Below are 17,077 nucleotides of genomic sequence, written 5' to 3'. Positions count from 1 at the left end.
TGACCGGGGTCATCAATGAATGAAGAAGCAATCGTGGTAGCGAAGGTCGGCGGTGCGGCGGCACTGGGCGCGGCAATCGCATTGAAGTTCATTCCGGGGAACTGGTGGCAGCGCGGCGTCTCCTTTCTGGGGAGTATGGGTGTCGGTTGCCTGGTTGGCGGCGCGGCAGTGGAACGCTTCGGCCTGGTGCCAGGCAGCTACACCCACATGCTTGCAGTGGCCGCTTCAGCGGTGTTCGGGTTGGCGATCGTCAACAACGGGATGCAGCAGATCCCCGAGTGGATGAACGCGGTCCGTCGCCGCTTCATCGGGAGCTGAGATGCAGACGATCAACCTGATGGCGAACGCCATCATCTTTGCCGGTTCGATCTGGGCAGTACTCACGCAGAAGGTTCCGAACCGGACGGGCGGGGCGCTGATCCTGTTGCTGGTGAACTTTGCAGCCTTCGGCAACATGGTGTCGCCGTGGTCGTGCCACAGTGATCCGGAGGTGGCACTGAATGCCGCCGTGGCGTTGGGAGTGCTCTGGGGCGTATGGAGGCTGGAGCTGCGTCATCACTGGAGATGCCATGAGTCTTCTTGATCCGCGCGTTTGGTTGGCAGTGATTCTTGGATTGGCCCTGGCCTACGGCGTCGGCCGGTGGCAGCAATCCGGCCATGACAAGGAGGTCTACGCTGCCGAGCGCACGAAGGCGGCATTGTCAGCTGCCGTCGACCAGGTGAAGGCCGTCGACCGTGCGCGCACCGAAGAACAACGCCGCACAGCGGCACAAACGGAGATCGCGAATGTTGCGAAACAGGATGCGGACACGGCACGCGTTGATGCCCGCGCTGCTGGCGATGCTGCTGACCGGCTGCGGCAACGTGTCGACCAGCTACTTGCAGCCGCCCGAGCCACCAAGGATCCCAGCGCTGCCGGCGGTGGCCAGGACAAGCCAGGTGGAGACCCCCTCGATGTGCTCGTCGACGTGCTCGGACGGTCTGACAAGACTTCGGGAATGTTGATTTGCACTGAGAACTGACCCACCTGACCCGGTAATTTGCATCGAATGTTGACCCACGTGTAGAACACTGTCCTGCTCGGCAACGGGCGGGAGTTCGGAGTGATCGACGTGGCCATTTTGAGCATCATTCGACGCTGGCACCTGCGCGACCAGATCCCGCTTCGCGAGATCGCCAGGCGCCTTGGTATTTCCCGCAACACTGTTAGGCGTTACCTGCGTGCAGACGTCACGGTGCCTGCCTATCCGACGCGACACAGCCCCAGCAAGCTCGACGGCTACGCCGCCAAGCTGTCGGCCTGGCTTAAGACCGAAGCCAACAAGCCGCGCAAGCAACGGCGTACTCTCAAGCAAATCCACGCTGACTTGTGTGCACTCGGATTCACCGGATCCTATGACCGCGTGGCGGCTTTCGCACGCCGCTGGCGCCAGGAGCTACAGCAGCAATCGAAGGCCGCGAGCAAAGGCACGTTCATTCCTTTGCGTTTTGCCGAGGGCGAAGCCTTTCAGTTCGACTGGAGCGAGGACTGGGCAGTCATTGCCGGCGAGCGTACAAAGCTGCAAGTCGCGCAATTCAAGCTCAGCCATAGCCGGGCATTTTTCCTACGCGCATATCTCCTGCAGACTCACGAGATGCTGTTCGATGCCCATCAGCACGCCTTTACTGCCTGGGGTGGCATCCCGCGGCGCGGCATCTACGACAACATGAAGACGGCGGTGGATCGGGTTCGGCGCGGCAAGCTGCGCGACGTGAACCTGCGCTTCAGCACCATGGTCAGCCATTACCTGTTCGATGCCGAGTTTTGCAATCCGGCCTCTGGCTGGGAGAAGGGGCAGATAGAGAAGAACGTCCAGGACAGCCGCCATCGCATCTGGCAGCGGATCCCGTCATTTGGCTCGCTCGACGCGCTCAACGACTGGTTGGCCGATCAGTGCGTGCTGCTTTGGCAACAGACCCGTCACCCCGAGCTCGACATGACGATATGGGAAGCGTGGTCTCAGGAACGCCCCCATCTCATGCCCGTAGGTCAGGCGTTTGATGGCTTCGTGGAGCACACCAAGCGCGTCTCGCCGACCTGCCTCGTACACTTTGATCGCAACCGTTACAGCGTGCCAGCCTCATATGCCAATCGGCCCATCAGCTTGCGTGTTTATGCCTCGCGCCTGGTGTTCGTTGCCGAAGGGCATGTCATTGCCGAGCACGTACGCTGCATCAGTCGAAGCCACGGCCATGGCAGCACGATCTATGACTGGCGTCACTATCTGGCCGTTCTGCAGCGCAAGCCCGGTGCACTACGCAACGGCGCGCCATTCGCCGAGCTTCCCGATGGATTCAAGCGTCTGCAGCGCATCTTGCTGAAGCGAACCGGTGGCGATCGCGAGATGGTGGAGGTGTTGGCGCTGGTCCTGTTGCACGATGAGCAGGCAGTGCTGATGGCCGTTGAGCTTGCGCTGGAGACCGGCGCGCCTTCCAAGCAGACAGTCCTCAATATTCTTAGCCGTCTGCTGCAGGGCGAGCCCATTTCGCCCATTACCGCCCCGCAGGCGCTGGCATTACGCGTCGAGCCCGAGGCCAATGTTGGCCGCTACGACACGCTGCGGGAGGTCAATCATGCAGCATGAGGTCATGGTGGAGATGCTCAAGGCGCTGAAGCTTCATGGCATGGCGCAGGCGCTTGGCGATCTGGCGGAACAGGACTCACCCGCTTACCAGGCTGCGGTGTCCATTCTGTCGCGGCTGCTCAAGGCCGAACTCTCGGAGCGCGAGGTCAGGTCCCTGGCCTACCAGATGAAGGTGGCCAAGTTTCCGGCGTATCGGGATCTGGTCGGCTTCGATTTCAGTTGCAGTGAAGTGAACGAGGCTCTTGTGCGGCAACTCCATCGATGCGAGTTCCTCGAGTCGGCCCACAACGTCGTCTTGGTAGGTGGACCGGGTACGGGCAAAACGCACATTGGGACCGCCATCGGCGTGCAAGCTGTGGAGCATCACCATCGCCGGGTCAGGTTCTTCTCGACGGTCGAACTGGTCAACCTGCTGGAGCTAGAGAAGTCGACCGGCAAACCAGGCCACATGGCCACGCGACTTATGTACACGGATCTGGTGATCCTGGACGAATTGGGCTATCTACCATTCAGCCAGGCTGGAGGCGCCATGCTGTTTCACCTTATCAGCAAGCTATACGAGCGCACCAGTGTGATCATCACGACAAACCTGAGCTTTGGCGAGTGGTCGGCCGTGTTCGGTGACGCCAAGATGACCACCGCCTTACTGGACCGCCTCACACATCACTGCCACATCGTGGAGACAGGCAACGACAGCTACCGCTTCAAGCACAGCACCACTCAACCCAAGAAGGAGAAACGGACCGCCAAGCAAACACCGCCTCAAGACGAAGCATGAACCCAGGGTGGGTCAATTTTCGATGCAAATGCTGGGTCCGTTTTCCGTGCAAATCAACATTCGGGAATCTTGGCTGACTACGCCGACCAGCTCAAGGTAGCGGGGTTGGCGTGCGAGCGCTCGTACGACGCGCTCACGCCGTGACCCACTAAAGAAAAAACGCCACGGCCGAGTGGTCGTGGCGCGAAGTGAATGAAAGAAGTAGTGCCGGTTTCCCGGCAAGGCAGAGAATGGCACGCGGCGTCCGGCGGTGCCATCACCCGAACGGGTCAATTCTTACGTGGAAACGCTATAAAACCGTGGTTAGCACTTCAAGTGTCCCAGCCGTCTGCCTCTAGTCCTTTAATGATCACGTCATAAAAGGAAACGCCAAGCCGCGCAAACTCAATGAGGGTTGGATTTCCTATGGGTTTCCCATCGTGTTCCACGGGAACGTCATACGTCCGCCCATGGTTGGCGACTGGCAAAGGCGCTATCTCTGCGGGCGCAAACGTCACCGTCGCCCCTAATGGGGCATCTAGGCTCACCGCATTGCCGTCAATCTTGATATTCCGAAGGTAAACCATGCCCCCGTTCACAGGAGCGCTTATTTGGATTCCGCCAGGTACGTGTTGGGTCACGTCATTGAGGCCATGCTCGTCCGCGTGTCTAGCATGGAAGATGTACTGGATGAGCGGATCCTTTTTTCTTGCCGCTTGCACTCGTTTTGCCCAAGGGGAATTGTAGAACTTGGGATCGCCTTTCAGCGAGGCTTCGGTCTTGAACCAGAATCTGGCGAGCCGACCGATGCAGTCTTTCCAGGCCTCATCAAGGAGAGGCAGTGATGCCGCGCTTTCCATTCGAGATACAGATTCGCGTGCCTTCTGTAGTTCTTGCTTGGCGGCGTTGAGGCGTTGACCCAATGGGTATCTCTGTAAAGGTTTAGGGGGAGTTAGAGGGAGAGAGTCGCAAGCGAAGCTAGCGGTTGCGGGGGTGAATGTTGAACGGCAAGCTTAACGTTTCATCGTCAACCTCGACGTTAAATTTGTAGTTCACTCGTATGCTCGTCGACGTGGTCCCGTCGACCGGAGACGGCAGCTGCCCGTGTGCGTGGGCCATATTCGTGAGCAATGGCTTGCGCTTCTTCAGGAGTCATCGTCGATCCCATCCCCTTATCTGGCTGCATTGAGGAAAACTCGCTGCCACAGTTCGGTCAGTGGCAGGGAAAGGCCTTGATCAGTTCTCCTAGCAGTATGGTGCTAGTCGGAACATTCCGATTCTCTTTGGTAACAGCGACCTGACGCAGCATTTCTCGGGCATTCTCAGCCAGCAAGTCGGGGACTGCGGGGGCGCAGTAGATGCGCTCCTGGTTCTTTGCAGTCAGGGTGATATTTCCTGACCAGTATGCCTCTAGTACGCCTGTAAGGTAGAGCATCAGTGCCGAGCGGGCCTCGCCGGCAGGATGTCCTTGATCTGCCAGGCCTTGCCCTCGCAGCACTGCCACATGGAATGCTCGGTGTAGAGGCGATGCCATGATGGGAAATAGCCTTTGAGGCGCGAGCCTATGTTGCCTTGCTTCATACCCTGATAGGGCCCGGCAGTCCGTGGCTAAACAGCGGTGCCGGCACGAGGCTTCCGCTTGGGAGCTGAACGCTTCTTTGGTGAGGATTGCTCAATGGATGGCGTCGGTCCGGGGTCCGGATCAGAGACCTCAACCAGTGGCATTACAGTTGAGGGAAGATTCATTCTGACCAAGCTGCTCTGGCAAACTTCTCGCCAATAGGGCCACGCATGCAAGAGGCCGTGGCGTTGTACCCATGCCTTACGCCGGGCCTCGTCAGGCTGGGCCGCGCGATTGATGGCGTAGACAATGGCAATCGAGGCCTGCACTTCCGCTGCTACTTCGACCTCGCTTTCGTCATCTGGAATTGAGGCCTGACCTTCAGGCACCTTGACGTATCTGAATCCAAATCGGCAAGTCACCACCAATTCCTCGGAGTGGTTCTGCTGGGGGTCGCTGACAGTTCTCTCTTGCCCCGTTCCATCGTGAGCCATGAACTGGCCGATCAGACGTACCCCGCCAGTGCTGGGGTCGAAGCCAGGTGAGACGGTAGCCTGTAGTTCCGAAACGTAGATGCTCTTTAGGTTGAATGGGTGCGCCACGCTACTGACCTCAGTTGCAGAGAAGTTCTGGCTCTTCTTCGGTGGCTACTGCAACCGTTTGCCAAATTCCTGGTTTGCTAGTCGGCCTAGCAGGTTCGCGCAGGGCTATCACCGTTGCTAGTTGCGGCCGGTTTGTGGACGTCCACTGTCCATTCTTGTGAAAGAACGTATGGCGACAAAAGTCGTCAAGATCCTCTTGGCGAGATGCAACTTTGAGGCGATCTTTGTTGAGGTTGACAACGGTCATGATCGCTTTGCTGAACGGCTCGAAACCGGCGCTCACAGTTACATCGAAGGCTTCAGCGATGGCGCGCAGAGTCTTGAGCGTCCAAGAGTCGTAGTCAGTGTCCTCAAGAACAGAAATTCGCTCTTGTTTCATTCCGGCGCGCCGTGCCAGTTCTTCTTGAGTCCAACCTCGTTGTTCTCGCAGGGCCTTGATCTGCGCAGCGAGCCTCATGTTCACTGCTTCATTAACATAGGCGTGCGCATATTCCTTGCCTCCGAACTCTTCGGCAAGTGTCCTAGCTAACTCGCTCATGGTCGCACCTCTTGTCTTCCTGATCCTGAAGGATGTGGTCTTTCCGCGTTACGGCTTGCGCAGCAACATCAGCCGGCCGGAGTTTTCCCCCAACCTCGCGCGCTCCTACAAGTAACGTGAACTCCGCTCCAACCTTAAGTGGTCCGTCGCATAAATGCGGGCGCAACTGGACGGAACCTTTAACTCTAAGCTTGTAGATGCCTGCGGCATCGCTTCCGGTGAGTACGTGCGGGACGAGCTCGGTACCGTGAGTCGCGAGCATGTCGAGCTTGGCATTGAGCTTCCCACGCTGCGCAGGCTGGAGTGTTCGTGACCATGCCTTTACCTCGTTGACCCCTTGCTGGTTCTTGTAGTCGTAGAGCTTAAACGCCATCGTATAATAATAATATTATCCTTGCCAGTGATTCTTTGCTTGGGCGTGTCTTAGCGCACAAGGTCTCGCTCGAGGGGAGCTTATTGTCTGGCTGCGCGCCACAGCACCCCCAAGAAGTAGGGGCAGTCTTCCGTCATCCCTAACTGGGACCGGTAGCCACCGCCAATCCGTCGGGATGCGAACGAGGCAACAACCCGCCGGCGAAGGGCAAAGAGGAGTCCAGTGTCGTGGGAGCATGGCTTGGGGGAGCTCACGTCGTGATAGCTCGATTTCTGACCGATTACGCTTGAATTACGCTTTTGTATCTGAGATGCCTTATCTTTGGGTATGTTCGAGCCCCCTCCCTCGCACCAATACTTCCATAATAATCAAGGGTTTAGCCTGTTGATTCTGGTCGGAATCGAGCCCGTTTTTGCCAGTTCGACTACACGCGGGCGATCATCGTCCAGGCAGCGTGCTCCCATCTGCTTTGCCATCCACATCGGGTGCTCTCCCATCGACAGCACCACCGACGCGTACGCGCACCGCCTCCCGGCGGGCAGTGGACGAAAAAAACGGCCATCGCAGGGTTGTGCGTGGTCGCCTGAAAGGGATCAGAAAGATTTGCCTTCGCGACGGATTCTGCCGAATGGTGGACCAGCCACAGCCGTCCGGCGAGCTAGGTGTCTGTCCTCCGTCCTTGCAGGGCAGGGGAAGTAGATCATTTCCATCGCACGAAGGTGCTTGTCCTCGGCTCGCTACCAGGTCTCCGGCCCGAAGCATTTGTTCAGGCAGTTGCTATGGCTTCGTGCCAGTGAAGATGAACGCCATGGTTTTGTCCGATCTAAGCGCTGCGCCGGTGAACCGGTTAGTGGCCGAGTCAAAGTAGCCGATGCCTGCAAATGTCAGGGTGCCAACGGCGCAAACGTTATTTGCAACAAACGTAATTGAAAGATCGTAGATGTTGCCTTTCGCATGGGGGATCACGGTTCCCGTGAACTGGCAGCCGCCACTGCTCCTGCTGATGGCGCCATTTGAAGTGATCACGATGGTCGCAGCTTCCGTGCCGCCAATTCCTGCGATGCCGGTATAGGTGCCCGCAATGGCCGTCAGGCTAGGTGTTTGCTCGTACGCCGAGTTGTATGTCGTGGTGAACGATACTGACTGGTTCAATTGAGGGTACGTATCCGACCCGTTCAAGGTCTGCTTGGCGACGTAGCTTCCGGATACCGTGACGGCATTGACGCCGAGGCCTTCCAGATTGAAATCCACGCCTCCGGCAGAGGAGAAGCTGCCGTTCATCGAAGTGCCACTGCCCTCGATAACGCCAGCAACGGGCGACGAGTTGTTCTGCCCAGTGTAGAAGGCCCAGAACGTATCATTGTCCAGAACGGCTATGGTGAGTGAACGGCTGCTGCTTGTACTGCCGTTCCACAATCCCTCCGCCGTTCCGACTGGCGTGGGCGTGGGCGTTGGCGCCGGGGCTGGTGCAGCCCCACTGCTACTACTTCCGCCGCTGTCACCGCCGCCGCATGCCGTAAGCGCAATCGCACAAAAGGCTGACGCCACGACAAATCCGAATGAAGTGCGGTTCATAGTTACCTCCCGCATTTTTGTTGGGGCAGAGACGCGATCGCTGTATTGCAGTTTAGATCGTTTGTATTTTTTTCCAATATTGCGGTGCGACCCACGATTGCGTGGGTGTTTTTTCAACTTGTTGCTGCCGCATCGGCCGGCTATGAAGGCTCGGTTTCACATCTCGGGGAGGCCAGGCACTACGCGCCAACGCCGATCGACCCCATCAGCCCCGCCACATTCCCCACCAGCAACACCTTCTCCTGCATGCCCGACAGAAGCTTCTCGCGGACCTCGTCGAGCAGTCGCGCCATACCCAGAAGTACGTGATGGGCCATCTCGAGGAAGACACGACGTCGCCGGCATCCATTGCGGCGTAGGCCGAGATTGCTTTGCTTTTCGGCGGCCTTGACCAGGGCCAGCACGTCGATCGTGCGGGACTTGTGCCGCTTGGGTACCGATCAAGCGTTCCGATCTTTCCATACATCGGCCAAGGGAGTCAGTAACCGGACCGCAAGTTCGATTCTTGCTTCCGTGCCCGTGTTCGGGAGGCTGGCCTCGTAGTTCCGCGCATCGATCAGAAGATAGGAGGCGAGATCGTACATCTCGGTGTACGTGGGTAGATTTGCTGCCTTCAAAACTGCGTCAGCGCCGGCAATGGCGTCAAGTATTTCTTGCTTACGAGGCTCGCCCATTTCGACCACCCACGGTTGTTCTACGAGCAATCAGCTTAGATACGTAGAATCATTTTTCAAGAGGGAGATGTGCAAGAGCGCCCCCGCGACGGGATGCCACCAAAGCCGGGGCTATTCTGGATTTGCGTTTATGCCGCGGGGGCGAGGGCGGCTGCCCGGTCAAGCGCCCGACGCTGCAAGTGGATTTGCCAGCTTTTGCCAGAAATCCGCATGCTTGAGCCAGATTGCTGGGGTTCGAGTACCCTCCGCTGCGTCGGATGCACCAGTCTTGCAACTTGCCCCACAGAGGAAGTGGGCGGGCCGGCCAGCCCTATGGCAAGCTTGCAGCAATTGTCTCCAGGCGATCTGAATACCACTGAAGCATGTTTCGACGCTCTTGGAGGTACTCGGCGCGGTTGTATGCCGCTTCGACTTTGTCGCCAATCTCGTGAGCCAAAGCGCGCTCGATTACTGCTGTCCGATAACCTGCTTCATTGAGGATGGTCGAGCCAAGCGCGCGGAAACCATGCCCGGTCATGCGACCGCGATATCCCATTGACCACAGTGCGTAGAGCATGCCGTTTTCGCTCAAGGGCTTGTCTCGCTTGCGCTCATGCGGAAACAGATATTCGCAGTTGCCAGTGAGTGGTCGAAGCTCGTTGAGAACCGCAACAGCCTGACTGCTAAGCGGTACGTCGTGCGCCTTCTTCGCTTTCATCCGTTCAGCGGGAACTCTCCAAATAGGCTCTTCGCCATCGAGGCCATGAAACTCTGCCCAAGTGGCGCCGCGGATTTCCGTTGTACGCGCCAGCGTTAGCATCATGAGACGAAGCGCCAGGCGGACTACGATGCCGGGGTATGCACCCATGACGCGCAATAGAGCCGGCAACTCTTCCTTGCCGATGCAGGCGAATGATTCGCTCGGATTGAGCTTCAGGGCTTGAGCACGAAGCTTCGTAAATTCCTTGGAGACCAGAGGTACGGGATCGCGGTCAACATACTCGCGCAGCGCTGCAAACTGGAAAACTCCGGCCAGGCGTTGGCGGACCCGACGGGCTGTTTCGGCCTTGCCTTCTGTGAGCAAAGCCTGCAGGACGTCAAGAATGTCGGCCGTACCCACAGAGCGGATGGGGTGGGACCCAATTGCTGGGTAGACGTGGTCGCGGAGGGACTGATGGTTTTGATGGGCATGCTTCACCGACCATCCTGTCCGATAGGATTCAAGCCATTCCTCAGAGACGACTCTGACAGTCCGCTTCGCATCGTCGGTCGCAATCTTTTTGGAAATTGCCTCGGCCCTGCGCGCCCGACGGGCGTCGCTGGCCGCCGCCTTTGCCCGTTCAGCCTCTAATCTCAGGCGTGCCGACTCTGCTTGGCGATGAGCCGCGGGGTCTGTGCCGCGACTCAGCATCTCGCGCAGTTCGTCGCGACGCTCTCGCGCTTCGGAGAGTCGCATCGTTACTCGGTCGGTGCCCTTGCTTCGGTACACGCCCAGTTGGGTCAACTTTTCCTTACCGTCAAGGATGTACCGGACCCGCCAATACATCGAGCCGTCCGCATTGACGAGTAGGAAGAGGCCTCGCTCGTCATACACCTTGCGGGCCTTTTCCCCAGGTTTCTCGTTTTTCAGCTGAACTTCAGTGAGCCTCGGCATCTATCCAATCCCCTGGGGTACATCAGATTTCGAAGGTGCCAAGGGGTACCCCGGCGCTGATCGACGACCGAGTATATATCGCGGTGTACCCCGATAAGTACCCCGGCTTTCGGTAGGCTGTGGACGGACGAACTTGGACGCCTACGGATGAGTAACCGTAGAAAAGTTGAGGAAAAACAAGGGATTGGAAACAAAAAAGCCGCCCAGTTGGACGGCTTTGGATTGCTGCGGACGGTATTCTGGCGGAGAGAGGGGGATTCGAACCCCCGATAGGCTATTAACCTATACACGCTTTCCAGGCGTGCGACTTAAACCACTCATCCATCTCTCCGGGAAGTCCGCGATTATAGCAGAGCCGGTGAAGCTGTCCAGCAGCGATGCGTACCGTGCTGCCGAGGCGCGGCGAATTGCGTTGGCAGACCATCACGGGCCTGCTTTACCCAAAAAAATGCCCGCTGCGCGGGGCGAGCGGGCCGGGTGAAGTGTCATGGGGTCAATCATGACTGAGAGCGATTGTCTTCTAATGTATCTTTCGCGTCTTCCCTACGGTGGTGGGGCGTGTGAGTGCTAACGTCCGCCGACGCATCCGGTTCGCCGGGGCGGTCTGATGGCACGTTTGTCATCTTCGCGGGTCCGGGCCGTGGCGCGGGTGCCCCGGCGTGCCGGGCAGAAGCCACTGATGCGCTTCGCCCCGACTCGAACGCGCTGATGATGACCGAGTTCATCGCCGACATGGCGCCCGCCACGCCCAGGACCGTCGTGCAGGCCGCGATCCAGATATTCCATCGCAGCAATTTCGATTCCTTGCGGATTTCCACGACGTCCTCGCGTATCGCCGTCACCTGGGCGGTGAAATGTTGCTTCATGTCGTCAATGCGGGTGTCCATTCGACGCATATTGACGTCCATCATTTCGCGGAAATTATTCAGATCGACAGTCATCCGCTGGTCCATGCCCTTCAACAACTCGTCGGCCCGTCGATTCGACTCTTCAGTTCGTCTTTCGGCTTCTTTTCTGTTCCGCTCGCTTTCCCTCTTGAACTGTTCGCTCCGCGCCTCGCATTCGCGCTTGAGTTGTTCGCTCCGCGCCTCGCTTTCCCGCTTGAACTGTTCGCTACGTTCCTTGCATTCCTTCCGAAATTCCTCGTCCCGCTTCTCGCGCTCCAGCCTGCGCTGTTCGTCCCGCTTCTCGCACTCCAGCCTGCGCTGTTCGTCCCGCCTCTCGCACTCCAGCCTGCGCTGTTCGTCCCGCCTCTCGCACTCCTGCCTGTGCTGTTCGTCCCGTTTCTCGCACTCCTTCCTGTGCTGTGCCGCCCGTTCGTCGCTTTTGGCGAACATGCGATTCATCCGTTCGTCGAAACGGCGCAGGTTGGCGTCAAACTCGCCGCGCAGGATTCCGCTATCGCGTTGGGTGCGGTGTCTTTTCGAGCGTGACCGATGTCTTTGCTGCATGCCTGGGGCCTCCGGTTGAAAAATGTTCAACCTCGACTGTCAGGCATCGGGCCGGGAATCGCTATAAGACAGTTCGCAAAGTGCGGTCGTGGCGCCTACCATGCAAGAACATTCATCCACGGAGGTTCGCATGTCGAAGGAATGCCGGGGTATTGCCATGCCCACACTGATTGCCTTTGCCGTGGCCGGCATGGCGCTGACCGCGTCGCTGCTGCTGGCGTATTACGCCACGCATCCGGAGCGGATCAGGCAATAGGAAATCACGCGGAAGGTATCGGGGGTATCGGGCGGCGGCGCGGCGGGGGCGGTGGAGCCGCTTACGTCATGATGGCGCGGGTCACGCGGTTGCGGCCGCTGCGCTTGGCTTCGTACAGGGCCTCGTCGGCGCGGCCGTAGGCGTGCTCGAAAGTGCGGCCCTGAGCTGACCAGCTTACGCCAAAGCTGGCCGTCACCTGGCGGTTCACGGGCGACGGAAAGTCGTGGCTGGCGATGGCGCAGCGCATCCGCTCGGCCAGGTCCAGCGCCTCGTCCATCGAGAAATCTGGCAGCAACGCGGCGAATTCCTCGCCGCCCACGCGGCCGATTGCGCCTTCGGCCCGGACCGTGTCTTTCAGGCAGGCCGTGACGCCACAGATCACCGTGTCTCCGGCCGGATGGCCGAAATCGTCGTTGAGCCGCTTGAAATAGTCGATATCGAGCACGATCAGCGCCAGGCTGCCGCGGGCCAGCGCGGCTGTGGCGCGATCGATCACGGCACCACGGTTCAGGGCGCCGGTCAGCGTATCGTGCGTGGCGCGATACTCCAGTTCCTGGGCCAGCTCCTGCAGCCGGTGGTTCAGCCGGTTCATTTCCAGCTCTTCGCGGTCGCTGCGGCGGATCAGGCGGCGGGTCTCGCGCATCAGCCGTTCGTAATAGCTGATCAGCTGACCGAGCGTATGGCGATAGGCGTCCTCCCCGGCGTCGACATCGCAGAACACGGCCTTGGCATGGGCCAGGGCGCTGTTCTCCGATTCGAACAGGTCGGGTTCCGACATGGCGGCGGCGGGGGGCATGTCGCGCGGCGCGTTCAACTGCTGGTGGTCACTTCGTCGATGAAGTCGATGGCGGGGAAGTCGTCGTGCAGCTCCTGGCCAAACTCCAGGATGGTGTCGTCGTCTTCGTCGTGGAACCAGTGCAGCGTCACGTGGTTGCCGCGTTCGGCCGCATCATTGAGCGCGTCGAACATGCTGAACAGCATCTTGGTGCTCGAGCTGTTGAAGTACGTCAGGGCCACGTTCACGGTCACGTCAGTGTCGTCGCAGTCGGCCAGGTACTTGCGCAGGCGGCTGATTGCCTCGCCGTAGAACACGGCGGCATTCTCGGGGTAGGACTCGCCCTTGAGCGAGAGCGTGTGTCGCGCGAAGTCGAAGCTCACTTCGGGCGAGCTTGGCGTGGCGGCGATAAACAGGTTTTCCATGGCGGTTCGGTGCGATCGGTCGGGTCAGATGGTGGCGACGAGCTGGAACATCGTCGAGACCGGGTCCGTGTCGATCGGCTGAAAGTTGTACTCCAGGGGCGCGCTCGCATCGCGCGCCATCGTCAGGATGCCAAGCCCGGCACCCTTGCTGCCTTCGGGGGCGTCGGCGCGCAGCGTTTCCTTGTAGGCCCGCTTGATTTCTTCCAGGGTCATGGTCCGCACCTTCTCCAGCGTGCCGCGCAGCTGGTCCACGCGCGCCGAGGATACCGGATTCGAACACATCAGGCGGTAGTGCTCGTCCACCATGCTGATGCAGACCGAGCCGTGGCGCAGTTGCCCGTCCGGCTGCGACGGCGACGTGAGCGAGTCGGACGAATAGTGAACGATGTTCTGCGCCATCTCCACGAACGACGAGAACAGCTTGCGCCGCGTGGTGCCGTCCACGCCGCTCACGGTAAGCTGCAGTCGCACCGCATCGGACATGGCGGCGATGATGTTCTGCGAAAAGTAGCCGACGTAGTAGAAAATCACGTTACGTTCCCGAGCCATCTGGAAGAACGGCTCATATTCCTTGTCAATCGATTGTGCGGCGGTCATGGGCAAGCGGTTGGGTGCGCAGGTCGAATGTCATTGCGCACGGAAGCAGAAGAATGTCAGGTCGTCGCGGCGGCGCTGTTCGCCTTGCCACACGCGATGCACGTCAAGCACGGCGTCGCTGATCTGTGCCGCCGACGCGTCGCGCCGGGCGCAGATTGCCTCGCGCATGCGGCGCTTGCCGAATGCGATTTCCTTGGGGCCGCCGATCTGGTCGATCAGTCCGTCGGTGGTCACGAATACCAGTGTGCCGGCCTGCGTCTGCACGGCGCTGTTGTGCCAGGCATAGTCCATGGCCGTGTCGACGTAGCCCACGCCCATGCGCGCGCCATTGATCATGGCGCCTTCGGCGTCGCCGGGCTGCAGCACGAACAGCGACGACTTCGCGCCGGCAAACGTCAGCTGCCGCGTGGCGTTGTCGAACCAGAAGAACGCGGCATCGAGGCCATCGTCCGATTCCGAGGCATCGGGCATCTGGCGCGGCTCGCGGTCGTTCTGGGCCAGCATCTGCTTGATGCCGCGGTTCACGGCCATCAGCAGCGCGCCGGGGTCGCGCGGCCCCAGTTGTTCCAGCGCCTGGGTCAGCAGCGATGACGCGATCAGCGTCATGAAGGCGCCTGGCACGCCGTGGCCGGTGCAGTCGGCCAGCGCGGCGAACCAGCCGTCCCTGAAGGCGGCAAAGTGGTAGAAGTCGCCGCCCACCACGTCACGCGGCTCCCAGACCAGGGCGGCGTCGGCCAGCGTGGCGGTGAGTGTTTCGCGCGACGTGCGCAGCATGGCCCGCTGGATCGTGCTGGCGTAGTCGATGCTGTGCATGATCTGGCGGTTGCGCTCGGCCTGCATGTCGGCCACCACGCGCATCAGCTGCAGGCCGTGGCCCAGCCCGATGTACTGGCCCGCGCGCGCCACGATAAAGCCATCGGCCAGCGCCTTCTCGCCGTATTCCACCGTGCGGAACGTCAGTGCATCGATGCTCATCTCGGCGTCGACGATGAGCGGCTCCTTGTCCATGAACGCGATGCAGCTCTTGCGGTTGTAGAGCTCGCGGTGATACGGCTTGCTCATCTGCGACAGGAAGATCGACCGGTTGATCAGGCCGATGGGCCTGCCTTGCTCGGTGACGGGCAGGCAGGCCAGTTCCCGGTGCATCGCAAAGACCTCCAGCACGTCCTGGTTCGTATGGTCAGTGGTGACCGACGGCGTGGCGACGGCCAGATCCTCCGCGCATGGCTGCCGGAAGCGCGGTCGCGCAGCGGGAGAATCCACCAGGATGCCGGACATGACGAGGCGAGCAGGGAATTGGAAAATGGCCCAGAGTCTAGGCGGCCTTTATGTCGAATCCATGACGAAAAGCCTTGAAAATCAAGGCTTAAGGCCCTACTCGCGAGGGGTGGCGGCATTAGCGGTTTAAGCGGTGCCAGATCCGGCATCAAGTGCCGTCGTTTTGCGATGCGGAAAGTGTGCCGGTTGGCGGATGGCGCGGCGACGATGTCAGCCCCATGACGCGCGCCAGCAGCGGCCAGCGTTGCGCGGCCTCGGCAGTCTCCACTTCGCCCTGCTGGTCGAAGTAGTGGCGGCCGTCGAAGCCGTCCACCTTCTGGGCCAGCGCGTCGATGTCGTTGTAGGCGATGGCCGCCTTGCGCGACGTGATGGGCTTGGTAATCGGGCGGGCGCTCATTTCTGCTCCACCCAGACACCGTCAGGCGTATGCACCACGTAGCCGTCGGTGCGCTTCATCGTGATCGTTCCTTCGTTCTCGCCCACCATCTGGGTTTGCGGCAGATCGTCGGAATAGTGCGACAGCCCCGGCGCGCCCTGGCGGAACGGGCTGTCGGCGACGAGGTTGAACACCAGCTGCGACAAGCCCAGGAAGCTCATCGGCGCGTCGATGGTCACGGGCTGGGGTGTCTCGGTGCCGGGCAGGCCCACCAGCTTGACGCCGACCGGCACGTGGATGATGTTCGGCGTAGGAATCTCACGCAGGCCCGAAATCTGGTTCTTGTCGCCGCGCAGCGCCGCGCCGTGCTCGGGCACGAATACCACCACGGCCTTGCGGCCGGATTTGGCGATGGTGTCGATGATCCGGTCCACGTCGTCCAGCAGCGCCTTGAGCCGCAGCGGATACGATTCCAGGCTGGTCAGCCGCTTGCCCGGCAGCCGGTTGCCGTCGTGCAGCGTCACGGTGTTGTAGTACAGCGCCACCGGCTTCTTGTCCTGCGCCAGGCGTTGCCTGTACCAGTGGTCGAACGTGTCGAAGTCGCCCAGCACCGGCGAATCGTCGAACGCGCGCATCGCCACCGGTACCCCGTCAGTGGCTTCGGGCTGCACGCCCGGCACGCCGATTTCCTTGTCCACGAAGCCGCGGAAATTGTCGAAGCGGCCGTCGTGGTTCATCAGCACGTGCGGCGTAAAGCCGGCCTGCGCCAGGTCGGCGAAGACGTGGCATTCGGCAGGGGCGGGATCGTACAGGTTCTTGTGCGGCTCCTGCCCGCACGCGCCGCGCAGCACACGGATCGCGGCGGGGCCGCTGTAGCTGGCGGCCGAGCTGAAGTTCTTGAGCAGGTAGTCGAAGCGCGACAGCAGCGGGTGGTTCAGGCTCTTCGCCACATCCAGGTCATCCCATGACAGCGAGCAGATATGCAGCACGATCACGTCGAATTGCGCGTCGGGGCTGGCGGTCAACGGCGCCACGGTGGCCGTGCGTTGCGCCTCCTGCTCGCGGAACGCGGTCAGGATGGCGTCGTAGTTGTTGGTGGCGTTGATGTCCGCGCGCGGGCTGTCGGCGGCCTGTGCCACGGCCGCGCCCCGGCCCGGCAGCGTCACGCCCAGGCCGTACCAGAAGGGCATCGCGAACAGCGCGATCAGCACGAACGTAGTGGTCCGCAGCCACCGGTTGACCAGCAGGAAGATCGCCAGCACCAGCAGCATGGCCACCACCATCTGGATCGTCACAAGCCGCTGCAGCAGCTCCATCAGGTAGGCTGGCGTGAACGCGCTGATGTTCGAGAACTGCGAGATGACGCGCTCGAACGGCGGCAGCGTCGATTCACGCCATGCCAGTGCCGCCCCTACGCCGATGGCCAGCACCTGCCGGATCACCCGCAGCGGGCGCGACTCCATCGGCATGACCAGCAGCAGCGCGAAAACGATGTTCAGGATCCATATCGGCTTCATCTGCCCGGTGTGGAACAGGTAGAGCTTGGCGAGGAAGTAGAGGTTCCAGAGTCCCATGTTGTCTC

Annotated in this window: 19 protein-coding genes and 1 tRNA gene; 7 read left to right on the top strand and 13 right to left on the bottom strand. The window is 60.4% G+C overall.

The genetic code is table 11. The features are described 5' to 3' along the window. The first annotated feature begins 15 nt into the window (after positions 1 to 15). From ACOABP_RS03110 to ACOABP_RS03085, 6 genes are all read left to right on the top strand, one after another. A complete protein-coding gene (locus tag ACOABP_RS03110) occupies positions 16 to 318 on the top strand; it encodes a hypothetical protein (protein ID WP_474226919.1) in 303 nt (100 codons plus the stop codon). 1 nt (position 319) lies between these two features. Further along, positions 320 to 583, top strand: coding sequence for a hypothetical protein (locus tag ACOABP_RS03105; RefSeq protein ID WP_474226918.1), 264 nt, complete (start codon positions 320 to 322; stop codon positions 581 to 583). After that, a complete protein-coding gene (locus ACOABP_RS03100) occupies positions 570 to 1,022 on the top strand; it encodes a DUF2514 family protein (RefSeq protein WP_474226917.1) in 453 nt (150 codons plus the stop codon). The genes ACOABP_RS03105 and ACOABP_RS03100 overlap by 14 nt, the downstream gene beginning before the upstream one ends. Positions 1,023 to 1,103: 81 nt before the next feature. Beyond that, positions 1,104 to 2,624, top strand: a complete 1,521-nt coding sequence (gene istA / locus ACOABP_RS03095; RefSeq protein ID WP_474224628.1) for an IS21 family transposase — start codon at positions 1,104 to 1,106, stop codon at positions 2,622 to 2,624. After that, positions 2,614 to 3,402 carry an IS21-like element helper ATPase IstB gene (gene istB, locus ACOABP_RS03090; protein ID WP_066736875.1) on the top strand — a complete coding sequence of 263 codons (789 nt, stop codon included), beginning with the start codon at positions 2,614 to 2,616 and terminating at the stop codon, positions 3,400 to 3,402. Before istA ends, istB begins: the two co-directional genes overlap by 11 nt. 69 nt (positions 3,403 to 3,471) lie before the next feature. Further along, on the top strand, positions 3,472 to 3,546 hold the full coding sequence (locus tag ACOABP_RS03085) for a DUF2514 family protein (protein ID WP_474227764.1): 75 nt from the start codon (positions 3,472 to 3,474) through the stop codon (positions 3,544 to 3,546). Positions 3,547 to 3,713: 167 nt separating this feature from the next. On the opposite strand, the gene ACOABP_RS03080 is transcribed toward ACOABP_RS03085, so the two are convergent. The 7 genes from ACOABP_RS03080 to ACOABP_RS03050 all read right to left on the bottom strand — a co-directional run bounded on the left by ACOABP_RS03080 (position 3,714) and on the right by ACOABP_RS03050 (position 11,788). Next, positions 3,714 to 4,304: a hypothetical protein gene (locus tag ACOABP_RS03080; protein ID WP_474226916.1), complete on the bottom strand. Its 591-nt coding sequence runs from the start codon at positions 4,302 to 4,304 to the stop codon at positions 3,714 to 3,716. 1,250 nt (positions 4,305 to 5,554) lie between these two features. After that, positions 5,555 to 6,082: a helix-turn-helix domain-containing protein gene (locus tag ACOABP_RS03075; protein ID WP_474226915.1), complete on the bottom strand. Its 528-nt coding sequence runs from the start codon at positions 6,080 to 6,082 to the stop codon at positions 5,555 to 5,557. A gap of 1,150 nt (positions 6,083 to 7,232) precedes the next feature. Then, positions 7,233 to 8,030, bottom strand: a complete 798-nt coding sequence (locus ACOABP_RS03070) for a hypothetical protein (protein WP_474226914.1) — start codon at positions 8,028 to 8,030, stop codon at positions 7,233 to 7,235. A 179-nt stretch (positions 8,031 to 8,209) separates the two neighbouring features. Beyond that, entirely contained in the window at positions 8,210 to 8,434 is a 225-nt protein-coding gene (locus ACOABP_RS03065) for a hypothetical protein (RefSeq protein ID WP_474226913.1), read from the bottom strand. 580 nt (positions 8,435 to 9,014) lie between these two features. Further along, positions 9,015 to 10,337 (bottom strand): tyrosine-type recombinase/integrase, encoded by a 1,323-nt coding sequence (locus ACOABP_RS03060; RefSeq protein WP_474226912.1) that lies wholly within the window; start codon positions 10,335 to 10,337, stop codon positions 9,015 to 9,017. A gap of 240 nt (positions 10,338 to 10,577) precedes the next feature. Next, a tRNA-Ser gene (locus ACOABP_RS03055) sits at positions 10,578 to 10,668 on the bottom strand. 166 nt (positions 10,669 to 10,834) lie between these two features. Beyond that, on the bottom strand, positions 10,835 to 11,788 hold the full coding sequence (locus ACOABP_RS03050; protein WP_474226911.1) for a hypothetical protein: 954 nt from the start codon (positions 11,786 to 11,788) through the stop codon (positions 10,835 to 10,837). 130 nt (positions 11,789 to 11,918) lie between these two features. On the opposite strand from ACOABP_RS03050, the gene ACOABP_RS03045 reads away from it, so the two are divergent. Then, the gene (locus tag ACOABP_RS03045) at positions 11,919 to 12,044 is read left to right on the top strand and encodes a hypothetical protein (protein WP_474226910.1); all 126 of its coding nucleotides are present in this window, start codon (positions 11,919 to 11,921) and stop codon (positions 12,042 to 12,044) included. 61 nt (positions 12,045 to 12,105) lie between these two features. Here ACOABP_RS03045 and ACOABP_RS03040 read toward each other — a convergent pair whose 3' ends face one another. The 6 genes from ACOABP_RS03040 to bcsG all read right to left on the bottom strand — a co-directional run bounded on the left by ACOABP_RS03040 (position 12,106) and on the right by bcsG (position 17,069). Further along, the gene (locus tag ACOABP_RS03040) at positions 12,106 to 12,822 is read right to left on the bottom strand and encodes a GGDEF domain-containing protein (RefSeq protein WP_474227763.1); all 717 of its coding nucleotides are present in this window, start codon (positions 12,820 to 12,822) and stop codon (positions 12,106 to 12,108) included. A gap of 32 nt (positions 12,823 to 12,854) precedes the next feature. Beyond that, positions 12,855 to 13,244 (bottom strand): DUF1987 domain-containing protein, encoded by a 390-nt coding sequence (locus ACOABP_RS03035; protein WP_474226909.1) that lies wholly within the window; start codon positions 13,242 to 13,244, stop codon positions 12,855 to 12,857. A gap of 24 nt (positions 13,245 to 13,268) precedes the next feature. Next, the gene (locus tag ACOABP_RS03030) at positions 13,269 to 13,841 is read right to left on the bottom strand and encodes a SiaB family protein kinase (protein ID WP_474226908.1); all 573 of its coding nucleotides are present in this window, start codon (positions 13,839 to 13,841) and stop codon (positions 13,269 to 13,271) included. A 30-nt stretch (positions 13,842 to 13,871) separates the two neighbouring features. Continuing rightward, positions 13,872 to 15,119, bottom strand: a complete 1,248-nt coding sequence (locus ACOABP_RS03025; protein WP_474226907.1) for a SpoIIE family protein phosphatase — start codon at positions 15,117 to 15,119, stop codon at positions 13,872 to 13,874. A gap of 148 nt (positions 15,120 to 15,267) precedes the next feature. Beyond that, positions 15,268 to 15,516 carry a BcsR/BcsP family cellulose biosynthesis protein gene (gene bcsR / locus ACOABP_RS03020; protein WP_474226906.1) on the bottom strand — a complete coding sequence of 83 codons (249 nt, stop codon included), beginning with the start codon at positions 15,514 to 15,516 and terminating at the stop codon, positions 15,268 to 15,270. Continuing rightward, complete coding sequence (bcsG, locus tag ACOABP_RS03015; RefSeq protein ID WP_474226905.1) at positions 15,513 to 17,069, bottom strand: cellulose biosynthesis protein BcsG; 1,557 nt, start codon at positions 17,067 to 17,069, stop codon at positions 15,513 to 15,515. The genes bcsR and bcsG overlap by 4 nt, the downstream gene beginning before the upstream one ends. Positions 17,070 to 17,077 lie beyond the last annotated feature (8 nt).

This window comes from Cupriavidus sp. HE11, from assembly GCF_056097175.1.
Note: the sequence above shows the minus strand (reverse complement) of the source record. Positions and strands in the feature narration are given on the sequence as shown.

Coding starts and splice junctions, on each gene's coding strand:
- ACOABP_RS03110 (WP_474226919.1), top strand. CDS start 16: ATGAATGAAGAAGCAATCGTGGTAGCGAAGGTCGGCGGTGCGGCGGCA.
- ACOABP_RS03105 (WP_474226918.1), top strand. CDS start 320: ATGCAGACGATCAACCTGATGGCGAACGCCATCATCTTTGCCGGTTCG.
- ACOABP_RS03100 (WP_474226917.1), top strand. CDS start 570: ATGAGTCTTCTTGATCCGCGCGTTTGGTTGGCAGTGATTCTTGGATTG.
- istB (WP_066736875.1), top strand. CDS start 2,614: ATGCAGCATGAGGTCATGGTGGAGATGCTCAAGGCGCTGAAGCTTCAT.
- ACOABP_RS03075 (WP_474226915.1), bottom strand. CDS start 6,082: ATGAGCGAGTTAGCTAGGACACTTGCCGAAGAGTTCGGAGGCAAGGAA.
- ACOABP_RS03070 (WP_474226914.1), bottom strand. CDS start 8,030: ATGAACCGCACTTCATTCGGATTTGTCGTGGCGTCAGCCTTTTGTGCG.
- ACOABP_RS03060 (WP_474226912.1), bottom strand. CDS start 10,337: ATGCCGAGGCTCACTGAAGTTCAGCTGAAAAACGAGAAACCTGGGGAA.
- ACOABP_RS03050 (WP_474226911.1), bottom strand. CDS start 11,788: ATGCAGCAAAGACATCGGTCACGCTCGAAAAGACACCGCACCCAACGC.
- ACOABP_RS03045 (WP_474226910.1), top strand. CDS start 11,919: ATGTCGAAGGAATGCCGGGGTATTGCCATGCCCACACTGATTGCCTTT.
- ACOABP_RS03040 (WP_474227763.1), bottom strand. CDS start 12,822: ATGTCGGAACCCGACCTGTTCGAATCGGAGAACAGCGCCCTGGCCCAT.
- ACOABP_RS03035 (WP_474226909.1), bottom strand. CDS start 13,244: ATGGAAAACCTGTTTATCGCCGCCACGCCAAGCTCGCCCGAAGTGAGC.
- ACOABP_RS03030 (WP_474226908.1), bottom strand. CDS start 13,841: ATGACCGCCGCACAATCGATTGACAAGGAATATGAGCCGTTCTTCCAG.
- ACOABP_RS03025 (WP_474226907.1), bottom strand. CDS start 15,119: ATGTCCGGCATCCTGGTGGATTCTCCCGCTGCGCGACCGCGCTTCCGG.
- bcsR (WP_474226906.1), bottom strand. CDS start 15,516: ATGAGCGCCCGCCCGATTACCAAGCCCATCACGTCGCGCAAGGCGGCC.
- bcsG (WP_474226905.1), bottom strand. CDS start 17,069: ATGGGACTCTGGAACCTCTACTTCCTCGCCAAGCTCTACCTGTTCCAC.